Below are 19,207 nucleotides of genomic sequence, written 5' to 3'. Positions count from 1 at the left end.
GCACCGCCCCTCCCGGCATCATGCACGCAGGACGACCGACGGGGTGACGATGACCAGCACCGACAGCAGGACGGACACGACGGGCCGGCCCACCCGGCCCGCGCCGCCCGGCACCTCCGCCCGCGCCACCCGGGCCGCCGGTGCCGCAGCCGCCGCCTGGACGGCCTGGGCCGCCACCCGGGCGCTGCTCCTGCTGTGCGTCCTGCGGGTGCTGGTGCTGCCCGGCCCGGACGTCACCACCGACGTCTCGGTGATCTACCACGGCTGGGCCGAGGTCCTGCGCTCCGGCGCCTTCCCCCTGGACGACGTCACCTGGCAGTACCCGCCGGCCGCCGCGCTGCCCGTCCTGGCCCCCGGCCTGCTGCCGTTCCTCCCCTACGCCACCGCGTTCTTCGTGCTGGTGCTGGCCGTGGACGCGGCCGCGCTGGCGCTCTTCCTGCGGGTCGGCGGCACGCCGGGGCACCGCCGGGCCGGGGCCTGGGCATGGATCGCGGGCGTCGCCCTGCTCGGCCCGACCGCCTACGCGCGCTACGACCTGCTGGTGGCGGCGGTGGCCGCGGCGGCGCTGTTCGCGGCGGCCCGACGGCCGCGCACCGCGGGCGCGCTGATCGCCTGCGGCACCCTGCTGAAGGTCTGGCCGGCGCTGCTGCTGGCCGGGGCGCCGCTGCGCGGCCGCCGGGCCCGCGCCCTGTGGCGGAGTGCGGGCGGCTGGGCCGCCGGGCTGACGCTGACCGCGGTCGTGGCGGCGCCGGGCGCACTGGCCTTCCTCACCTTCCAGCGCGACCGCGGCACGGAGATCGAGTCGCTGGGCGCGCTGGTCCTGCACCTCGCCCGGCACGCCGGCTGGCCCGGCGAGGTGCAACTCCACTACGGCTCGCTGGAGTTCCTCGGCCCCGGCGTGTCCCTCGTCAGCGCCCTCTCGTTGGCGCTGACCGGCGCCGCGCTGGCCTGGCTGGTCCACTGGCGGCTGCGCGCCGGGACGCCCGGCGGTCCCGCGGTGCTCTGCGACGCCGCCTTCACCGCCGTCCTCCTCCTCACCACCACCAGCCGGGTGATCAGCCCGCAGTACCTGCTGTGGCTGGTCGGGCTGGCCGCGGTCTGCCTGACCGTACGGGCGAGCCGGCAGGTCCTGCCGGCCGTGCTGGTGCTGCCGGCCGCCGGGCTGACCCTGCTGGAGTTCCCGGTCGGCTTCGCCAACGTGGTGGCGAGCGACGCCCGGGGCATCGCCCTGCTGGTGCTGCGCAACGGCCTGCTGGTGGCCGCGTCCCTGCTCGCCTGCCGCCGGCTGCGGACCGCCACCGCCCCCGGCCGGCCCCGGCAACCGTCCGGGCTGCCCGGCCCTGCCGCCGAACTCCCGTCTGCCGGGCGGACGACGCGAGTCTGACGACCGGGGCGCCCGCCCCTCCCTCAGCCCAGTTCGCGGCGCACGTAGGTGCGCCACATCGTGGTGAACTCCGCCAGCCCGACGCCGAGTTGGGCGCGCAAGGCGCGCTCCACCAGGCCGCTGCGGCCGCTCCGGGGGGTGCCGCCCACCGCGGGGGCGGCCGGGCCGGCCGGGGCCGTCGGGGCGGCGGTACGGGCCTCCATGGGTGCCGTCGCCGGGCCGGCCGCCGCGTCGCGGAGCCCGCGCCGCCCGGTGTCCCGGTAGAAGGCGATCAGCCGGTCCGCGCCCCACTTCTCCGCGATCAGCCGGCAGGCCAGCCAGCCGCCCTCGTACGCCTTGGCCAGCCGTTCCGCGCCGGCCCGGAAGCCGAAGTCGGCGTCGCCCGGCAGGCTCCCCGGCTCCCGCCCGGCCGCGACCGCCCGGGAGAGCTCCGGCGCGGTGACGGCGGGCCGCCGGTGCACCTCCCGATAGGCGACCCAGTCCGCGAACCCCTCGGAGAGCCACAGCGGGGTGGCGGACGTGGTGAGCGCACGGGTGGCGACATGGGTGGTCTCGTGGGTGAGGACCACCGAGCGGCCCAGGTCGTTGAGTTCCTCGTACGCGTCCGGGTTGACGATCACCCGGTCCGCGGGGGCCGCGGCCGACGCGCCCGCCTCGCCGGTGGTGACCGCCGCGATCCCGGCGTACCCGGACGGATCGTCACCGCCCATCAGCTGCGCCATCCGCTCGACGCTGTCCGGCGCCTCCACCACCACCTTCCGCGCCCAGGTCCCCTTCCAGGCCGCGGAGACCCGGGGCACCGCCGCGTCCACCCGGGACGCCAGGTCGCGCAGCCGCGACAGGTCCGCGGCCCCGCCCAGGACCAGGCTGTACCGCCCGCGGACCACCCGGACCGGGCCCTGGTCCCACAGCTGGCGGGTCCCGCCCTTGCCGCCGCCCGCGCCGTCGGAGTCGGAGCTGACCAGCCAGCGGCCGCCGCGCTCGGTGAGGGTGAGGTACTGGACGCTGGTGACCGGCGCGGTGTCGAAGCCCTTGAGGCGGTAGCGCAGCCGCACCTGCGCGGCCAGTGTCTTCCCGGCGCCGAGCGGCAGCGGGAAGGCGCCGGTGGACACCAGGTCGTAGCGCCAGTCGGCGAGCGGGACGGCGGCGAGGTGGTCGAAGACCGCGCGCTGCCGGCCGCGGAAGGCGGTGGCTCGGGGATCGACGGAGGCCAGGAAGGCCGCGGCGTCGTGCCGTCGGACGGCGTCAGCCCGCGCGTCGAGCATCTGCTGGGCGCCGGGGTACTGGTCGGTGGGCCCGTCCGCGGGGGCGCAACCGGTGAGCTGGACGAGCAGCGCCAGCAGCGACGCCGCGCAGCCGGCCGCCCGTGCGGCCCGCCACGGCCCCTTGCGTCGCGCCCTGTGGTCCGGCATGCGGCCGATCGTAAGCGCGGCCCGGCCGGGGCAAAACCGCAGGGGTCGCGGCCGGGGACGGCTCAGGGCCGGGTGATCGCCGCGATCGGCATCATGCCGACCGGGTCGTAGCGCACCCGGGCGCCCGGGTAGGGCGCGTGCACGACCTGCCCGTTGCCGACGTACATCCCGACATGGCTGGCGTCCGAGCGGTAGATGACCAGGTCGCCGGGGCGGGCCTGGGACAGCGGGACCCGCGCGCCGGCGCCGCGCTGGGCCTGCGAGGTGCGCGGCAGCGAGACGCCGGCCTTGCCGTAGGCCCATTGGGTGAGACCGGAGCAGTCGAACGCCCCGGGACCGGCGCTGCCCCAGGCGTACGGGGAGCCGACCGCAGCGCGCACCGCGGCGACCGCCGCCGAGGCCCGGTCCGAGTCCGGCACGATCCCCGTGAGGTCCGGGATGAACTCGTCCTGGCCGTCGCTGCGGGTGGCCCGGTCGTAGGCCGCCCGGGCCGGTGCGGGAAGGGATGCGAGCAGCCGCCGCGCACTGGCCAGCTTCCGCTGGACCTCCTTCTTGTGGCGGGCCACCTCGGCCCGGCCGACCTCCAGCACGGCCAGCTTCCCGGCCGCCTCGTGGCGCTGCTGCTCCAGCTGCCGGATCGCGGCCCGGAGCCGGTGCAGCTCGCGGGCCTCGGTGCCGCTGAGCCGGTCCAGCGCGGACGCCTTCTCCAGGTAGCTCTCGGGCCGTTCGGAGAGCATCAGCCGGACGGTGGGGTCGATCCCGCCGGAGCGGTACTGGGCGGCGGCCAGCGCGCCGAGCCGGGCCCGCATGCGGTTGACCCGCGCCAGGGTGCGGGCGGCGCCGTCCTGGAGGGCCGACACCTCGTCACGCAGCGCGTCGGTGCGGGCGGTGGCGCCGTTGTACTTCTCGGTGGCCCGCTCGGCCTCCTCGTAGAGCTTGCCGACCTGTGCGGCGGCGCCCTCCCGGCCGGCCGGCGGATGCTCTGCCGGGTCCGCGCTGGCGGGCTGGGCCGACAGGGCGGCGGCCGCGGTCGCCAGGGCGGCGGACAGGACGGTGACCGAGGCGAGGGTGGTCTGACCGCGCTGCGAGGTACGGCGATGGGACACCACGAGGGCCGCAACTCCTTCCGTGTGCAGCCCCTGCCGCCCGGGTGGGACGGTCGGTGATCCGGCAGCTGCGAGGGCAGACAGTAACCGCGTCCCGGCACACCGGCCAAAGACCGCTTCGCCTGCCCGAAAAGCCGCTCCGCCGGTGACTTCGCAGGTCACCGGCGGAGCGGCAGGTCAGCGGCGCAGGCCGCAATTCGCCCGAACGGGCGGGGGGTTGCGGGTGTTGTGAGGCTTTTCAGACCCGCACGCCGAACTGGAACGGCATGTTGTTGATCGACTCGTAGCGGACCGCGGCGCCCGGCTTCGGGGCGTGCAGCACAGTGCCGTTGCCGGCGTAGAGGCCGATGTGGTGCAGGTCGCCGTAGAAGAGCACCAGGTCGCCGGGCTTGAGGGCGCTCTCGGAACCGATCCGGGTGCCGGCGTTGGCCTGCTCCTGCGAGGTCCGCGGCAGCGACTGGCCGGCCTGCGCGTACGCCCAGGACGTCAGGCCCGAGCAGTCGAAGGAGGACGGGCCGGTCGCGCCCCAGACGTAGGGGGACCCTATCTTCGACTGGGCGGCGGCCAGGGCGGCCGCACCGCGCTGCGAGGCGGGCACGTCGTTGCCGAGGTCGACCCGGTCGTTGCTGCGGTTGGCGCGGTCGTTCGCGCCCTCCACGGCCGCCCGCTCCTTGGCGGTCAGCGTGTTGAGCAGCTCCTGCGCCTTGGCGAGCTTGCCCTTGATCTCGTCCTTCTTGTCGCCCAGCGACTTGCGGGTCTCGGAGAGGTCCTGGATCTTGCTCGCGGCCTCGGCGCGCTCCTGCGCGAGCTGGCGCTGCTTGTCCGCGATCGTCCTGAGCTGCTCGGCCTGCTTGCCGCTCAACTGGTCGAGGGTGGCGGCCTTTTCGAGGTAGGTGTCCGGGTCGCCGGAGAGGAACAGCTGGACCGAGGGGTCGATGCTGCCGCTGCGGTACTGGCCGGAGGCGATGGCGCCCAACCCCTTGCGCAGCTGGTTCAGCTCGCCCTGGCCGCGGGCGACCTTGTCCTGGAGGTCGTCGACCTCTTTCTGGAGCTTGTCCTGCTGCTCCTTGACGCCGTTGTACTTCTCGGTGGCCTGCTCCGCGTCGTTGTAGAGCTTGTCGACCTCGGACTTGACGTCCTGCTTCGACTGGCCCGGGTCGGCGTGCGCCGCCTGGGCCGAGAGGGCGACGGCCGCGGCGGCGGTCGCGGTGAGCACGGTCACACGAGTACGGCTCGGCTGCTTGGGTCGACGGTGGGACGCCACGGGGGCGAGCTCCTTCTTCCTCCAGCCGCCTACCGGGAGTGGGGGGAGCATGGCCCCGGCTCCGCGCGAACGCCGCGGACTCGGCGGTACCTCCACTGACCATCCCGGTTGGATAATCACCTGTATGAAGGTTCGAGGCCCGACCTTAGTAACCGAGTTGTGATCGCTTCAAATCCTCCCGGGGAAAATGTGCATCGGGAGCCCCAACTTTTACCAACATCACACGGCCCGTGAGCGTCAACTGACACTCTGGTACGGAGCACAGGCGCAGCACCCCGGCACCATTCCGGTCAACAGGGGATATGTCAGGTTCGGGCAAGTCGCTTGAGCAGCAAGGCCGATGCGACCGGCCGGGCCCCCGCCTTGGCCACCCCGTCGGCGACCTCGCGGTCCGAGGAGACCACCACCACGGGCCGGCCGGCCGGCTCGGCCCGGACCAGCTGGCGGATCAACTCGTCCGCCGTCACGCCCGGTTTGCTGAACAGCACCCGCACCCCGCGCGGCGGCGCCAGCAGCACCGGCGCGGCCAGCTCCGCCCCGTCGAAGACACACGTCATCTCCGCACCGGTCTGCGCCGCCAGCACCGCCAGGCCGCCCAGCAGCCGCAGCCGCTGCTTCTCCAACGGCATGGTCGGATAGCCGGTCTTGGTGACGTTGTAGCCGTCCACCACCAGGTGCGCCTGGGGCAGCGCCAGGAGTTGGTCCAGCAGCGCCGGATCGGTCTCCGACAGCGCCCGGGCGGCGATGTCCCTGGGCGTCATGCGGCCCGGCGCGACCGCGTCGACGGTGTCCGCCGGGCGGCCCGCGGCGGGCGGCAGCGCCAGCTCGCGGCGCAGCCCCTGGGCCGCGTCCAGCACCGTGTCGAGCAGCAGCCGCAGCCGCATGTCCTCGACGCTGCGGCCCTCGCGGACGGACCGCCGGCTGGCCTCCAAGGCCGCCTCCGCCTCCGCGATCCGGCCCTTGAGGCGGCGCAGTTCACTGTCGGCCGCGGTCTTCTCCGTCGCCGCCCGCTCCCGCACCTCGGCCAGCGCGGCCTCGGCCTTGCGGGCCGCCGCCTCACCGCGCTTGACGTCGCTGAGCGCGCTGCGCAGCCGGCGCTGCAACGACTCGTTCTCCTTGCGGGCCGCATCCAGGTCCGCCCGGACCCGGTCCGCCTCCGTACGGGCCTCACCGCGCGCCCGCGCCAGCTCCTCGCGCAGCCGGGCCAGCTCCCGCTCGGCCTCCTCGCCGGCCCGCTCGGCCCGCGCCCGCTGCGCCTCCTCGCCGGCCGCCGCGACCAGCTTCACCCAGCCCTCGGGACGCAGCACATACGCCGCGGCCGCGACGTCCAGCGGGTCGGCGGCGGCCGGCGGGGTCCCCTGCTCCAGTGCCTCGGCGAGCTCCGGCTGGGCCTCCCTGAACTTGCCGGCGATCCGCTGCCGGAAGGCCGCGTCGCTCTCCAGCGCCGCGGCCATCGCGTTGCCGGCGAACTTGGCCCGACGACTCGGGGTGAACCGGGCGTACTGCCGCAAGGGCGGCGGCAGTTCGGCGACCGTCAGCGCCCCGAACCACTCCGCGGTGAGCGCCACGACACGGCGCCGTACGCCCTCGGGCAGCGGCTGGTCGAGCACCTCGTCGGCCACCCCTCCGGGCGCGTCCGCACACTCGGCCCCCGGATCCCCTTCTGGACGTTCCACCACGGCTGCATCGCTCCGATCTCAGGCGCTCGCGCCCGGACGGTCCACCAGCTCGATCTGGTCGACCGCATTGCACCAGCGGCAGCGCACGGACTCGACGGTCTCGCTGACGACCTCGCGCTCCTCCACCCGCGGCTCCCCGGCGAGGTCGAGGTGGACGTACTCCACGACCTTGGACCGGCGGGTCACGTCGAACCGGGTGAGGTTCCCGCACAGCGTGCAACGCCACCGGGTTTCCGCCGTCGGCAGGGGAACAGCCATCGTGTCGTCCTCTTTCGTGCTCGTGCTGCGCTGCGGCTCACGCGGTGCGCCGTCGGACTGCGGAAATACGCAACGTACTGCTTGTAACCCTACGGCCTGACGGCAGGCCGGCGCGGGCCCGCCCGGAAGGCGGGACGCGGCGAGGCGGTCTGTCCCGTGTGCCCGCATTACGCCATGATCACTTCATGACGGCGCCCGTCCACCCCGTCCGCTCGCTGCGCGCGGTGTTCTCCCGTATGACGAACCTGCTGATCGGGCTGTGCTGCGCACTCTTCGCGCTCGGCCCGGTCTCCGGCCTGAACCGGACGTACGGCACGGGGGACGCGCTGGTCCACGTCCAGAACAAGTACTTCGCGCGCTGGGGCGTGATTCCGCTCGATGTGTGGAGCGGCTCGCCACGCGCCCTGCTCACCCCGCTCACCGCGCTGTTCGTGCACGCCAACTGGCTGCATCTGCTCGGCAACGTGCTGTTTCTGTACGTTTTCGGCGGCATGGTCGAGACACGGATGGGCCGGCTCCCATTCACCGTCTTCTACCTGACCGTCGGCTACCTGGCGCTGCTGGGCTACGCGACCGCGCACGCCTCCTCGGCGCAGACCCTGGTCGGCGCCTCCGGCGCCATCTCCGGCGTCCTCGGCGCCTGCCTCTTCCTCTTTCCGCGGGCCCGGGTCACCAGCCTCTTCCCGTTCCTGTTCTTCCTGCCGCTGCGGTTCCCGGCCTGGCTCGTCCTGCCGTTCTGGTTCTGCCTCCAGTGGCAGGCGGCCGGCCACGACCCGGCCGGCCCCGGCGTCGCCTACCTCGCCCACGTCGTCGGCTTCGCCCTGGGCTTCCTCTACGCGTGGGCCCGCTACGGACGGCGGGATACTGTGGGTGCCACCAGGGACAACGGACCGTCGGCCGAGGGAGAGAGCCAGCCGTGATCACGTCGATCGTGCTGATCAAGACCAGCGTGGATCAGATCCCCGAGATCGCCGAGCGGATCGCCGCTCTGAACGGCGTCAGCGAGGTCTACTCCGTCACCGGCGCCTATGACCTCATCGCGATGGTGCGGGTCGCCCAACACGACGATCTGGCCGACGTCATCCCCGGCCGCATCAGCAAGGTGCCGGGCGTCGCGTCGACGGAGACGCATATCGCGTTCCGGACGTATTCACAACACGACCTTGAGGCCGCGTTTTCCATCGGGCTAGACGCGTAGCGTAGCGCTGCGCTTGGCTGGCTTCCCACATTGTCGGCTTCCCCGCCGTAGGGTTCGCCGCTGCTTTGCGCCTGCGGCGCTTGGCTTGTGCGCCTGCGGCGCTTTGCTTTGTCCGCTGCGCGGGGCTGTTCGGCCGCGGTGCGATTCCGCTGCGCGGGGCTGTTGGGTGCGGTGCCGGGCCTCCGGGGCAGGGGGTGTGTCCGGACTGCTTCGCTTTACGTCCGGACACACCCCCTGCCCCTCCGACCCGTCCCCTCCCGTTGTGGGTCAGAAAAACCCGTAGACGGAGCGCCTGTTGCCGGGTCTCTGCAGGCTCTGGACTGATGGGCGACCGCCCCTCAACGACTGGCCGTCAGCCATCGACAAGCGACCGTCAGCGGACCAGCCGGATCGGCCCCCACTCACCGTCTTTATGACCCTCAACGGGAGGGGACGGGCCGGAGGGGGTGGTGTGCCGGACGTAAAGCGAAGCAGTCCGGCACACCACCCCCGCAGGCCCGTCACCGCACCCAACAGCCCCGCGCAGCGGACAACGCCCGCCGCCAGGCGACACGGCGCCGCACCCGGCAACGTGGGAAGCCAGCCAAGCGCAGCGGCATCGCCCCGCGCAGCGGACAACAATCCCGCGAAGCGGAACGGCAAGCGCCGCCGGGCGCAACAAGGCGAACCCCTACGGCGGGGCGGCCGACAACGTGGGAATCAGACGGCGCTTCGCGCCGGCACGCAACGCCCGTCCTCGACGCGGTAGTTCCAGCGAGCCCCGTCGGAGACAAGTTCGCGGACCGCGCGCAGGAAGCGGTCGACGTGCTCGTCGGGCGTGCCGGCGCCGAAGGAGACGCGGATCGCGTTGAGGGACCGCTCCCCCGGCGCGGCCTCCGGGGCGCCGCATTCGCCCTGGGCCTGGGGGGCGGAGCCCAGCAGCGTGCGGACGAGCGGGTGGGCGCAGAAGAGGCCGTCGCGGACGCCGATGCCGTACTCCGCGGAGAGGGCGGCGGCGAAGTGCGAGCTGTTCCAGCCGTCGACGACGAAGGAGAGGACGCCGACCCGCGGTGCGTCGTCGCCGAAGAGGGAGAGCACGCGGACCTCCGGGATGTCGGACAGGCCCTCCTGGACGCGGGCGATCAGTTCCCGTTCACGGGCGACCAGGGTGTCCCAACCGGCCTCCGTGAGCGCCTTGCAGGCCGACGCGATGGCGTAGGCGCCGATCACGTTGGGCGATCCCGCTTCGTGCCGCGCGGCGCTCTCGTGCCACTCGACGTCCACGCCGCCGTCGGTCCGGCGGGCGACCTTCCGGCTGGCACCGCCGCCGGCCAGGTACGGCTCGGCCGCCCGGAGCCAGTCGGCGCGGCCGGCCAACACCCCGGCGCCGAACGGGGCGTAGAGCTTGTGGCCGGAGAAGGCGACCCAGTCGACGTCGAGGTCGGCGAGGTCCACGGGGTGGTGCGGGGCGAGTTGGGCGGCGTCCAGGACGATCCGGGCGCCGTGGGCGTGGGCCGCGGCGGCCAGTTCGCGTACCGGCCACAGTTCGCCGGTGACGTTGGAGGCGCCGGTGACGCAGAGCAGCGCCGGCCCGTAGGGCTCGCGGGCGGCCAGCGCCTTCTCCAGGGTGTCGACCGCCTGCCGCGGGGTGCGCGGGGCGTCGAGGTAGGTCACCTTCAGGTCCGCGCGGTGCTCCCAGGGCAGCAGCGAGGCGTGGTGCTCGGTCTCGAAGACGAACACCCGGGTGCCCTGCGGGAGCGCGGTGGCCAGCAGGTTCAGCGAGTCGGTGGTCGACCGCGTGAAGACCACCTGGTCCTCGGCGCGGCAGCCGAGGAAGTCGGCGACGGTCCTGCGGGCGTTCTCGAAGAGGTCGGTGGAGAGCTGGGAGAGGTAGCCGGCGCCGCGGTGGACGCTGCCGTAGTACGGGGCGTAGGCGGCGACGTCGTCCCAGACGCGCTGGAGGGCGGGGGCGCTGGCGGCGTAGTCCAGCGCGGCGTAGACGGCCTCGCCGCCGGTCACCAGCGGGACGAGGACATCCCGGCCCAGAACCGGCAGTGGGGCACAGACGGAGCGGTCGGCGGCAGCGGTGGAGACAGACATGGCGAACTCCCGTGAGAAGTAGGCGAGTTCGCTGCGGCGGGGGCGTCGCGCGGGACGTGAAAGGTGCGGCGGATGTCTCCGGCACGGGAAACGTCAAGGCGCGGCGGACGCGGCGTCGCAGCGTGAAAGGGAAAGAGAAAGGAGGCGTGGAAAGGGGCCGTTGGGCCCTAGCGCATTCGCTTCATCACGGGGGGACTCCCTCGGGGACCAGGATCCCTGGCGAGGGATCCGCGCTTGCCGCAGACCTCGCTGCCTGCGGCCTGGTCATCACCCGGGGCACCCCGCCACGGAAGGAGGGTTGCCGGACAGCGGGCCGGGGCCTGTGTCGCTGTCACTCGTGACCTGCGCTGAATCATGCCACACGATCATCGGGGCGCAAGCCCCGGTCCGCATTCCGGACCGGGAGCCGCGTCACATCCGACGGGCGTCAGGCGTTGCTGGCCGCCACCCAGCGCTCCAGCGTCCGCCGGGCCGCGCCCGAGTCGATCGCCTCGGCGGCCTTGCGCAGACCGTCCCGGATCCGGTCGGTCAGCGGGGCGGCGGAGGGCTCCAGCGCGGCCAGCGCGGCCGCCGAGTTCAGCAGCACCGCCTCCCGGACCGGGCCGGTCTCGCCGTCCAGCAGCCGCCGGGCCACCTCCGCGTTGTACGACGCGTCGCCGCCGCGCAGCGCCTCCACCGGAACCAGCCCGATGCCGACGTCCCGCGGGTCGAAGGGCTCCTCACGGACCGCGCCGTCGCGGACGATCCACACCCGGGAGGTGGCGGTGGTGGTCAGCTCGTCCAGGCCGTCGTCGCCGCGGAAGACCAGGGCCGAGGAGCCGCGTTCGGCCAGCACACCGGCCAGGATCGGCGCCATCCGGGCGTCGGCGACGCCGGTGGCCTGGGCCCTGACCCGGGCCGGGTTGGTCAGCGGCCCCAGGACGTTGAAGGTCGTCCGGATGCCCAGCTGGCCGCGGGCGGCCGCGACGTGCCGCAGCGCGGGGTGGAACTTGGCGGCGAAGCAGAAGGTGATCCCGGCCTCCTCCGCGACCTCCACCACCCGCCGCGGCGACAGGTCCAGATTGATGCCGAGCTTTTCCAGGACGTCCGTGGCGCCGCTGGCCGAGGACGCGGCGCGGCTGCCGTGCTTGACGACCTTGGCGCCGGTGCCGGCGACCACGATGGCCGACATGGTGGAGATGTTGACGGTGTTCGCGCCGTCGCCGCCGGTGCCGACGATGTCGACGCTGGGGCCCGGCACCTCGATCAGGCTGGCGTGCGCGTACATCGTCCGGACCAGGCCGGAGATCTCCGCGACGGTCTCGCCCTTGGCCCGCAGCGCCACCGCGAAGCCGGCGATCTGCGCGTCGGTGGCCTCGCCGCGCATGATCCGGTCCATGACCCAGGCGGTGTCGTCGGCGGTGAGGTCCCGGCCGTCGAGGAGGGCGTTGAGTACGGCCGGCCAGGTGCGGGCCGCCACGTTGCCGCCGCCTGCCGGGGTCACGACGTTCATGGTGCACGCTCCTGGTTCGTCTCCTGCCTGTGTCGTCACCCTATCGACCCCCGGGCATGCCGGAGGGCCCCGTCCTCTTCGTGGACGGGGCCCTCTGGGTGGCGTACTACCAGCGGTGCGCGTCGCCGCGCCCGCGCAGATCAGTGGTGGCCGTGGCCGCTGGTGATCTCCTTGTACTCCTCGACGGTCGGCTTGGGGATGACGCTGTCCTCGCCGTAGTAGCTCTTGGAGAGCTTGGCGCGCAGCTTCTGCGAGCGCTTGAACTTGCGCCGGACACCGTTCTCGTCGACCTCGGGACCGAGCTCGAACGGCTCGGGCTGCTCGTGCTGGGTGAGGACGTGCAGCTGCTCCTGGTCGAGCGGCTCGTGGACCTCGATGAACTCACCGTGCGGCAGGCGCTTGATGATGCCGGACTCGCGTCCGTGCAGCACCTTGTCCTTGTCGCGGCGCTGGAGACCCAGGCAGATCCGCTTGGTGGCGATGAAGGCCAGCACCGGCCCGACGAAGAACGCGATCCGGACGAACCAGGTGATCGAGTTGATCGACAGGTGGAAGTGGGTGGCCCACAGGTCGTTGCCGCCACCGATCAGCATCACGAAGTAGGCGACGAGCCAGGCCACACCGAAGCCGGTGCGGTTGGGCACGTTGCGCGGGCGGTCCAGGATGTGGTGCTCGCGCTTGTCGCCGCGGACCCAGGACTCGATGAACGGGTAGACCGCGATGGCGATCAGGACCAGCGGGAAGACCAGGATCGGGATCAGCACACCGAAGTTGATGGTGTGGCCCCAGAAGTTCCACTCCCAGCCCGGCATGACACGCACCAGGCCCTCGGCGAAGCCCATGTACCAGTCTGGCTGCGCACCGGTGGACACCTGGTCCGGCCGGTACGGGCCGATGGCCCACACGGGGTTGATGCTGGCGACCGCGGCGATCACCGAGATCACACCGAAGACCAGGAAGAAGAAGCCTCCGGCCTTGGCCATGTAGACCGGCAGCAGCGGCATGCCGACCACGTTGTTGTTGGTCTTGCCGGCACCCGGGAACTGCGTGTGCTTGTGGTAGAAGACCAGGATCAGGTGCGCCACCAGCAGGCCCAGCATGATGCCCGGCAGCAGCAGCACGTGCACCGTGAAGAACCGCGGGATGATGTCGTGCCCGGGGAACTCGCCGCCGAAGATGAACATCTGCAGGTACGAGCCGACCAGCGGCATCGCCAGGATGACGCCCTCGATGAAGCGGACGCCGGTGCCGGAGAGCAGGTCGTCCGGGAGGGAGTAACCGGTGAAGCCGGTGAACATGCCCAGGACGAACAGCAGGAAGCCGAAGAGCCAGTTGACCTCACGCGGCTTGCGGAACGCGCCGGTGAAGAACACCCGCATCATGTGGACCATCATCGCGGCCAGGAAGACCAGCGCCGCCCAGTGGTGGATCTGCCGGATCAGCAGACCGCCGCGCACGTCGAAGCTGATGTTCAGCGTCGACTCGAACGCCTGGGTCATCTTGATCCCGTGCATCGGCACGTAGGAACCGTGGTAGGTGACCTCGGCCATGCTCGGGTGGAAGAACAGCGTCAGGTAGACACCGGTCAGGATGATGATGACGAAGCTGTAGAGCGCGACCTCGCCCAGCATGAAGGACCAGTGGTCCGGGAAGATCTTGCGCATGTTGGCCTTGGCGAGGCTGTAGATGCCCAGCCGGCCGTCGGCCCAGTCGGCGATCCGCTCACCCCGTGGCGCCTGGCCACGGCGCGCAGTGGTCGCGGTTGTCTCGTTACTCATCCGCGCTCCCAGAAGCTCGGGCCGACGGGCTCCGCGAAGTCGCTGACGGCCTCGAGGTAGCCGTCCTTCACCGTGATGTGCAGCTGCGGCAGGGCGTGTCCGGCCGGACCGAAGATGACGCGACCGCCGTCGGAAAGGTCGAAGGTCGACTGGTGGCAGGGGCAGAGCACGTGGTGCGTCTGCTGCTCGTACAGGCTGATCGGGCAACCCACGTGGGTGCAGATCTTCGAGTAGGCCACGATGCCCTCGTGCGACCAGGCGAGTTCCTGCTTGTCCTTGATGTTCTGCGGCTGGATCCGCACGAGCATCAGGGCGTCCTTGGCGATCTTGTTGGCGAAGTTCTCGTCGCTCTCCTCCAGGCCCTCGGGCTTGGCGAACGTGAGGGAGCCGACCGCGATGTCCTCGGGACGCAGCGGGAGGTTCGTCGACTGGTTGACCAGGCGGATGCCCTTCTTCCAGCCGGTGGTCCGCAGCTTCTTCTCGGGCAGCGGGCCGAGGTCGCGCAGCAGGACGACGCCGGAGAGCGGCACCAGGGCCAGCGCGCCGAACATCGTGTTGCGGATCAGCTTCCGCCTGCCGAACTGCGACTCCTTGGCGCCCTGCGCGAAGTCCGCCAGGACCTTGGCCTTGACCTCGGGGGTGGCCTCGATCGGATGCCGGTCGTCGGCGACCTCCTCGTCCGACATCAGCGTGCGGGCCCAGTGGACCGCGCCGGCGCCGATGCAGAAGAGCGCCACGCCCAGCGTCAGACCGAGCGCGAAGTTCAGGCCGCTGATGTGGCCGATCGGGAAGATGTAGACGATCTTGTCGATCGGAATGGCCACGTACGACGCGATGAACGCGACGGTGGCGAGCATGGAGACCAGGAAGAGCAGGGCGACGGTGCGCTCGGAGCGCTTGGCGGCCCGCTCGTCGATGTCCTGGATGCGGTGCTCGTGGGGCGGCAGCCCGGGGTCGGCGAAGGGGTTGTCCGCCTTCCCCACCGCGCCCTCGTGAGCCGTCTCCCGCTCACTGGGAAGGTTTTCTTCTGTCTCACTCATGACTTCTTGGCCTTCGTAGTCCGGGCTGCGACCCAGATGGCGACCGCGACACACGCACCCAGGCCGAAGATGTAGCCGAAGAGACCTTCGGTCACCGGGCCCAGACCACCGAGTTCCATACCGCCGGGGCTCGCGGTCTTGTCGCCGTTGACGGCACCGAGGTACGCGACGATGTCCTTCTTGTTCTGCGGGCTCAGCGTGCCGTCACCGAAGGAGGGCATGTTCTGCGGGCCGGTCTGCATGGCCTCGTAGATGTGCTTGGGGTCCACGCCCTCGAGCGTCGGTGCGAACTTGCCGTTGGTGAGGGCGCCGCCCTTACCGGTGAAGTTGTGGCACTGGGCGCAGTTGGTGCGGAACAGCTCGCCGCCGTTGGCGACGTTGGCGCCGTCCGCGCTGTACTGCGACTTGTCGGGCACGGACGGGCCCGGGCCCAGCGACGCGACGTAGGCCGCGAGCTGGTCGATCTGGGCGTTGTTGTAGATGTTCCGCTTCCGCGGCACCTGGGCGCCGGGCTGCTGGGCCGGCATACGGCCGGTGCCCACCTGGAAGTCGACGGCGGCGGCGCCCACGCCGACCAGGCTCGGGCCGTCGGAGGTGCCCTGACCGCCGGTGCCGTGGCAGCTTGCGCAGCCCACGGCGAAGAGCTTCTTGCCCTCCTTGATGGCAAGAGACTGGGCGGTGTCATCGGCTTGAGCCTTGTCCGCCGGCGCGAACGCGGCGTACAGCCCCCCAGTGACCGCCAGCGCGAAGAGTAGGACGACGAGCGCCGCCAGTGGATGGCGCCGTCGTGCGGAGAGCTTTTTCACGGATTACCCCGGTGTCAGGATCTTCTGCGTCGATGCTTTGGCTATGTCTGTCCGATATGCGGTTCCGGTCCGATCCCGGTCGGACCTGTTACCGAATCAGGTAGATCGTGGCGAAGAGGCCGATCCAGACGACATCGACGAAGTGCCAGTAGTAGGACACGACGATGGCCGCGGTGGCCTGCGTGTGGGTGAACCTCTTGGCCGCGTACGTCCTGCCCAGGACCAGCAGGAAGGCGATCAGACCGCCCGTCACGTGCAGTCCGTGGAAACCGGTGGTCAGGTAGAACACCGAGCCGTAGGGGCCGGACGAGAGCGAGAGGCCCTCGTGCTTGACCAGCTCCGTGTACTCGAAGACCTGACCGCCGATGAAGATCGCACCCATGACGAAGGTGACCATGAACCACGCGCGGAGCTTCTTGACGTCGCCCCGCTCGGCGGCGAAAACGCCGAGCTGACACGTCAGGGAGCTGAGCACCAGGATCGTGGTGTTGGTTGCGGAGAACGGAAGATTCAGCGCATCGGCGGATTCCTTCCAATACGCCTCGCCCGTCACCGATCGAAGGGTGAAGTACATCGCGAAGAGGGCCGCGAAGAACATCAGCTCGGAACTCAGCCAGATGATGGTTCCGACGCTGGTGAGGTTCGGCCGATTGACCGACGGGTGCGCGTGCCCGGTTTCTACTGTCGTTGCTGTCGCCACGACCGACATTATGTCGGTCGCTTATCCCGCCCTCACTCCGGGGGGTGCCGTTCGGTGTGTCAAGGCCATATGCGCTGCTCGTCCGGACGGTCACGACGGTCGCCCGATGGGGGGACACGCGCACCCCGGGGCCGGTCGCAGCCCCTGGGAAGGCCGGTCCTGACGGGCCATCGGCCGCATCCGGGGGCCGTACGGCCTCTCCTGCCGGGGCCCCGTCCGGGAGTAGCATCGCGCAACGGTTTGATCCGGAACCGTGCCGCTATGAACGTGCCGCGACAAAGGTGGAGGAACGATGCAGGCGACTGCCACGGTGCTGGTCTACAGCGACAACGCCAACACCCGCGAGCAGGTCCGGCTGGCGGCCGGACGCCGCCCGGCCCCCGACGCCCCGCAGATCGAGATCCTGGAGTGCGCCACCGCCCCGGCCGTCCTGGAGGCCCTGGAGCAGGGCGGGATCGATGTCTGCGTGCTGGACGGCGAGACCGCGCCGGCGGGCGGTATGGGCGTCTGCCGGCAGATCAAGGACGAGGTCTTCCGGTGCCCGCCGGTGCTGCTGCTGATCGGCCGCCCGCAGGACGCCTGGCTGGCCACCTGGAGCCGCGCGGACGCCGCGGTGACCCATCCGCTGGACCCGGTGGCGTTCGCCGGGGCACTCGCCGGACTGCTGCGCCGCCGGCCGCTCGCCCAGGACACGGTGCCGGCCTAGGTCACAAGCGCCCTGGGGCCCTCACGGGGGCGCTGAGCGGTCCTCAGACCTGCGGGCGCAGCCGGGCGTCGGCGGCGGGGTCCTGCTCCCACTCGGCCGCGCCTGTGGTCGTGGGGGCCTGGTTCCTGAGCGCGCTGCCGGCGCGCCAGTCCTTCCAGGGCATGTTCCAGTCGCCGAAGCCGTTGTCGAACGGCGTCATGGTGGCGCCGCCGCTGTTGACGACCTTGACGATGTCGCCGACCCGCACGGTGTTGAAGAACCACTGGGCGTTGCCCGTGGACATGCCGGTGCAGCCGTGGCTGACGTTGGCGGCGCCCTGGGAGCCGACCGACCAGGGCGCGGCGTGCACGTACTCGCCGCTCCAGGTGACCCGGGTCGCCCAGTAGACGGGCAGGTCGTAGGCGTCCGAACTCCCGGCGGCGATGCCGACGGTGGAGCTGCGCATCCGTACGAAGCTCTCCTTGCCGAGCACGACCTTGACGCCGTTGCGGGTGGAGAAGCCGGGTTTGCCGGTGGTGACCGGGATGGTGTTGATCGCCTTGCCGTTGCGCAGCACGGTCATCCGGTGCGCGGCGGCGTCGGTGACGGCCTCCAGCCGGTCGCCGGTGGTGAGCCGGACCGGCTTGGCCGGGCCGCCGTAGAGCCCGCCGGCGATCTTCAGGCCGTCGAGGTTGCTGTGGACGGCGACGGTGGCGTGCGCGGGCCAGTAGTCCTTGGGGCGGAAGTGCAGCTTCTTGCCGTCCACCCAGTGCCAGGCGCCCTCCACACGGGGCGAGGAGTCGACCTTCAGGGCGCTCTCGACGACGGCCCGGGCCTTCGGGTCGTTGACCGGCTTGCTGAGCTCGGCGGTGATCGGCTGGCCGACGCCGTAGACACCGCTCTGCGGGCCGAACTTGACGGTCAGCCGGTCGTCCGCGTCCTTGGTGTCGACCACCAGGGTCTTGGCGCCGGGGGTGCCGTCCTCCTCCTCGGTGCTGACCTGCACCGTGTAGCGGGTGCCGGCGGCCAGCGGCACGGTGGTGCGCCAGTGCCGGCCGTCGGCGCTCAGTTCGCCGCGGACGTGGCGGCCGGCCGCGTCGGTGGCGGTCACATCCGTGATCCGGGAGTCGTCGCCGTTGAGGGTGACCTCAAGCGGCTTGTCGGGGTCCGCCTTGTGCCTGCCGTCCGCCGGGATGTTCGCCGATATCTGGTCGGACGCGTCGTAGGGATTGGCCGAGAGGGGTTCCGACGACGAGCCACCGCACGCGGTGGTGCTCACCGCGAGGGGCACGAGCAGAAGGCCGCAGCTCAGCACCGTCCGGGTTCGAGGTCTGTGACTCATGCCCCAAACGTACGAAGGATCCCGTTCGGCGGCGCGCTGGATGACTGCAAACGGGTCGGGCCCGGACACCTGTTGGAGTGTCCGGGCCCGGCCGTGCGGCGGGTCTGCCGCGTTGTCGCGTTACCGCGTACTACTGGGTGCGGTTCTCGCCGTGGTAGTACTCGAAGACCCAGCCGAAGAGACCCACGAGGATCACCGGCAGGGAGAAGTACAGCAGCCAGAAACCGAAGACGACACCCAGGAAGGCGAGTGCGCCACCGATCGCCAGGGAGAGCGGCTGCCAGCTGTGCGGGCTGAAGAAGCCCAGCTCACCGGCGTCGTCCGCGACCTCGGCGTCCTCGTTGTCCTGCGCGCCCGCGTCGACCCGCCGGGCCGTGAAGGCCAGGTAGTAGCCGACCATGATGCACAGGCCGAAGGCCAGGAAGAGCGCCGTGGTACCGGCCGGCTCCTTCGACCACACGCCGTAGACCACGGCCATGGCGAGGATGAAGACGCTCAGCCAGATGAACATCTTGCCCTGGATCTTCACTTGCCCGCCTCCTTGCCGCCGGCCAGCGCCTTGTCACCCTCGTGACCGTTGTGCAGCGCGTCCAGCGCGGCGATCTCGGGGTGGTGCAGATCGAACGCCGGCGATTCGGAGCGAATGCGCGGCAGGGTGAGGAAGTTGTGCCGCGGCGGCGGGCAGGAGGTCGCCCACTCCAGCGAGCGGCCGTAGCCCCACGGGTCGTCCACGCCGACCTTCTGGCCGTACTTGGCGGTCTTCCAGACGTTGTAGAAGAACGGCAGGATCGACAGGCCGAGCAGGAACGAGCTGATCGTGGAGATCGTGTTGAGCGTGGTGAAGCCGTCGGCGGCGAGGTAGTCCGCGTAGCGGCGGGGCATGCCCTCCGCGCCGAGCCAGTGCTGGACGAGGAACGTGCCGTGGAAGCCGATGAACAGCGTCCAGAACGTGATCTTGCCCAGCCGCTCGTCCAGCATCTTGCC

The 19,207-nt window shown here is 71.6% G+C and carries 18 protein-coding genes and 1 riboswitch; of the genes, 4 read left to right on the top strand and 14 right to left on the bottom strand.

Annotated elements, in window-relative coordinates; all coding sequences use genetic code 11:
• The first annotated feature begins 49 nt into the window (after positions 1–49).
• Positions 50–1,384, top strand: coding sequence for a glycosyltransferase family 87 protein (locus B073_RS0103235; protein WP_018536652.1), 1,335 nt, complete (start codon positions 50–52; stop codon positions 1,382–1,384).
• A gap of 23 nt (positions 1,385–1,407) precedes the next feature.
• Here the strand turns inward: B073_RS0103235 and B073_RS0103230 are convergent, their stop codons facing one another.
• From B073_RS0103230 to B073_RS0103210, 5 genes are all read right to left on the bottom strand, one after another.
• Positions 1,408–2,796: a hypothetical protein gene (locus tag B073_RS0103230; RefSeq protein WP_018536651.1), complete on the bottom strand. Its 1,389-nt coding sequence runs from the start codon at positions 2,794–2,796 to the stop codon at positions 1,408–1,410.
• Between the two features lie 62 nt (positions 2,797–2,858).
• The gene (locus B073_RS0103225) at positions 2,859–3,905 is read right to left on the bottom strand and encodes an NlpC/P60 family protein (protein WP_018536650.1); all 1,047 of its coding nucleotides are present in this window, start codon (positions 3,903–3,905) and stop codon (positions 2,859–2,861) included.
• A 235-nt stretch (positions 3,906–4,140) separates the two neighbouring features.
• A complete protein-coding gene (locus B073_RS0103220) occupies positions 4,141–5,166 on the bottom strand; it encodes a C40 family peptidase (RefSeq protein ID WP_026247009.1) in 1,026 nt (341 codons plus the stop codon).
• 305 nt (positions 5,167–5,471) lie between these two features.
• Positions 5,472–6,845: an NYN domain-containing protein gene (locus B073_RS0103215; protein ID WP_026247008.1), complete on the bottom strand. Its 1,374-nt coding sequence runs from the start codon at positions 6,843–6,845 to the stop codon at positions 5,472–5,474.
• A gap of 18 nt (positions 6,846–6,863) precedes the next feature.
• Positions 6,864–7,103 carry a hypothetical protein gene (locus B073_RS0103210; RefSeq protein ID WP_018536647.1) on the bottom strand — a complete coding sequence of 80 codons (240 nt, stop codon included), beginning with the start codon at positions 7,101–7,103 and terminating at the stop codon, positions 6,864–6,866.
• 185 nt (positions 7,104–7,288) lie between these two features.
• Here B073_RS0103210 and B073_RS0103205 point away from each other — a divergent pair, with 185 nt between their 5' ends.
• Together B073_RS0103205 and B073_RS0103200 are read left to right on the top strand one after the other, a co-directional pair.
• Positions 7,289–8,023, top strand: a complete 735-nt coding sequence (locus B073_RS0103205; RefSeq protein ID WP_018536646.1) for a rhomboid family intramembrane serine protease — start codon at positions 7,289–7,291, stop codon at positions 8,021–8,023.
• Positions 8,020–8,301: an Lrp/AsnC family transcriptional regulator gene (locus tag B073_RS0103200; protein ID WP_018536645.1), complete on the top strand. Its 282-nt coding sequence runs from the start codon at positions 8,020–8,022 to the stop codon at positions 8,299–8,301. Before B073_RS0103205 ends, B073_RS0103200 begins: the two co-directional genes overlap by 4 nt.
• A 699-nt stretch (positions 8,302–9,000) precedes the next feature.
• Here B073_RS0103200 and B073_RS0103195 read toward each other — a convergent pair.
• From B073_RS0103195 to B073_RS0103170, 6 genes are all read right to left on the bottom strand, one after another.
• The gene (locus B073_RS0103195) at positions 9,001–10,380 is read right to left on the bottom strand and encodes an aminotransferase class V-fold PLP-dependent enzyme (protein ID WP_018536644.1); all 1,380 of its coding nucleotides are present in this window, start codon (positions 10,378–10,380) and stop codon (positions 9,001–9,003) included.
• A gap of 225 nt (positions 10,381–10,605) precedes the next feature.
• Positions 10,606–10,723: riboswitch (SAM riboswitch) on the bottom strand.
• A gap of 84 nt (positions 10,724–10,807) precedes the next feature.
• Positions 10,808–11,872, bottom strand: a complete 1,065-nt coding sequence (gene trpD / locus B073_RS0103190; RefSeq protein ID WP_018536643.1) for an anthranilate phosphoribosyltransferase — start codon at positions 11,870–11,872, stop codon at positions 10,808–10,810.
• A 140-nt stretch (positions 11,873–12,012) separates the two neighbouring features.
• Positions 12,013–13,650 carry a cytochrome b gene (locus tag B073_RS0103185; RefSeq protein WP_018536642.1) on the bottom strand — a complete coding sequence of 546 codons (1,638 nt, stop codon included), beginning with the start codon at positions 13,648–13,650 and terminating at the stop codon, positions 12,013–12,015.
• The gene (locus B073_RS0103180) at positions 13,647–14,690 is read right to left on the bottom strand and encodes a ubiquinol-cytochrome c reductase iron-sulfur subunit (RefSeq protein WP_026247007.1); all 1,044 of its coding nucleotides are present in this window, start codon (positions 14,688–14,690) and stop codon (positions 13,647–13,649) included. The genes B073_RS0103185 and B073_RS0103180 overlap by 4 nt, the downstream gene beginning before the upstream one ends.
• Positions 14,687–15,496, bottom strand: coding sequence for a c-type cytochrome (locus B073_RS0103175; protein WP_018536640.1), 810 nt, complete (start codon positions 15,494–15,496; stop codon positions 14,687–14,689). The genes B073_RS0103180 and B073_RS0103175 overlap by 4 nt, the downstream gene beginning before the upstream one ends.
• A gap of 88 nt (positions 15,497–15,584) precedes the next feature.
• Positions 15,585–16,205 (bottom strand): cytochrome c oxidase subunit 3, encoded by a 621-nt coding sequence (locus tag B073_RS0103170; RefSeq protein WP_026247006.1) that lies wholly within the window; start codon positions 16,203–16,205, stop codon positions 15,585–15,587.
• Between the two features lie 283 nt (positions 16,206–16,488).
• Here B073_RS0103170 and B073_RS0103165 point away from each other — a divergent pair, with 283 nt between their 5' ends.
• Positions 16,489–16,902 carry a hypothetical protein gene (locus B073_RS0103165; RefSeq protein ID WP_018536638.1) on the top strand — a complete coding sequence of 138 codons (414 nt, stop codon included), beginning with the start codon at positions 16,489–16,491 and terminating at the stop codon, positions 16,900–16,902.
• A gap of 43 nt (positions 16,903–16,945) precedes the next feature.
• On the opposite strand, the gene B073_RS0103160 is transcribed toward B073_RS0103165, so the two are convergent.
• The 3 genes from B073_RS0103160 to B073_RS38990 form a co-directional block, all read right to left on the bottom strand.
• Positions 16,946–18,223: a L,D-transpeptidase gene (locus B073_RS0103160; protein WP_026247005.1), complete on the bottom strand. Its 1,278-nt coding sequence runs from the start codon at positions 18,221–18,223 to the stop codon at positions 16,946–16,948.
• Between the two features lie 130 nt (positions 18,224–18,353).
• Entirely contained in the window at positions 18,354–18,752 is a 399-nt protein-coding gene (locus tag B073_RS0103155; protein ID WP_018536636.1) for a cytochrome c oxidase subunit 4, read from the bottom strand.
• Positions 18,749–19,207: cbb3-type cytochrome c oxidase subunit I (locus B073_RS38990; RefSeq protein ID WP_037810824.1), on the bottom strand; the 459-nt coding region annotated here is incomplete at its 5' end. The genes B073_RS0103155 and B073_RS38990, both read right to left, overlap by 4 nt.

Origin of the sequence: Streptomyces sp. MspMP-M5 (assembly GCF_000373585.1) — a bacterium.
Lineage (GTDB): Bacteria > Actinomycetota > Actinomycetes > Streptomycetales > Streptomycetaceae > Streptomyces.
The sequence above is the reverse complement of the archived record's forward strand: the minus strand, read 5'-3'. Positions and strand labels throughout refer to the sequence as shown.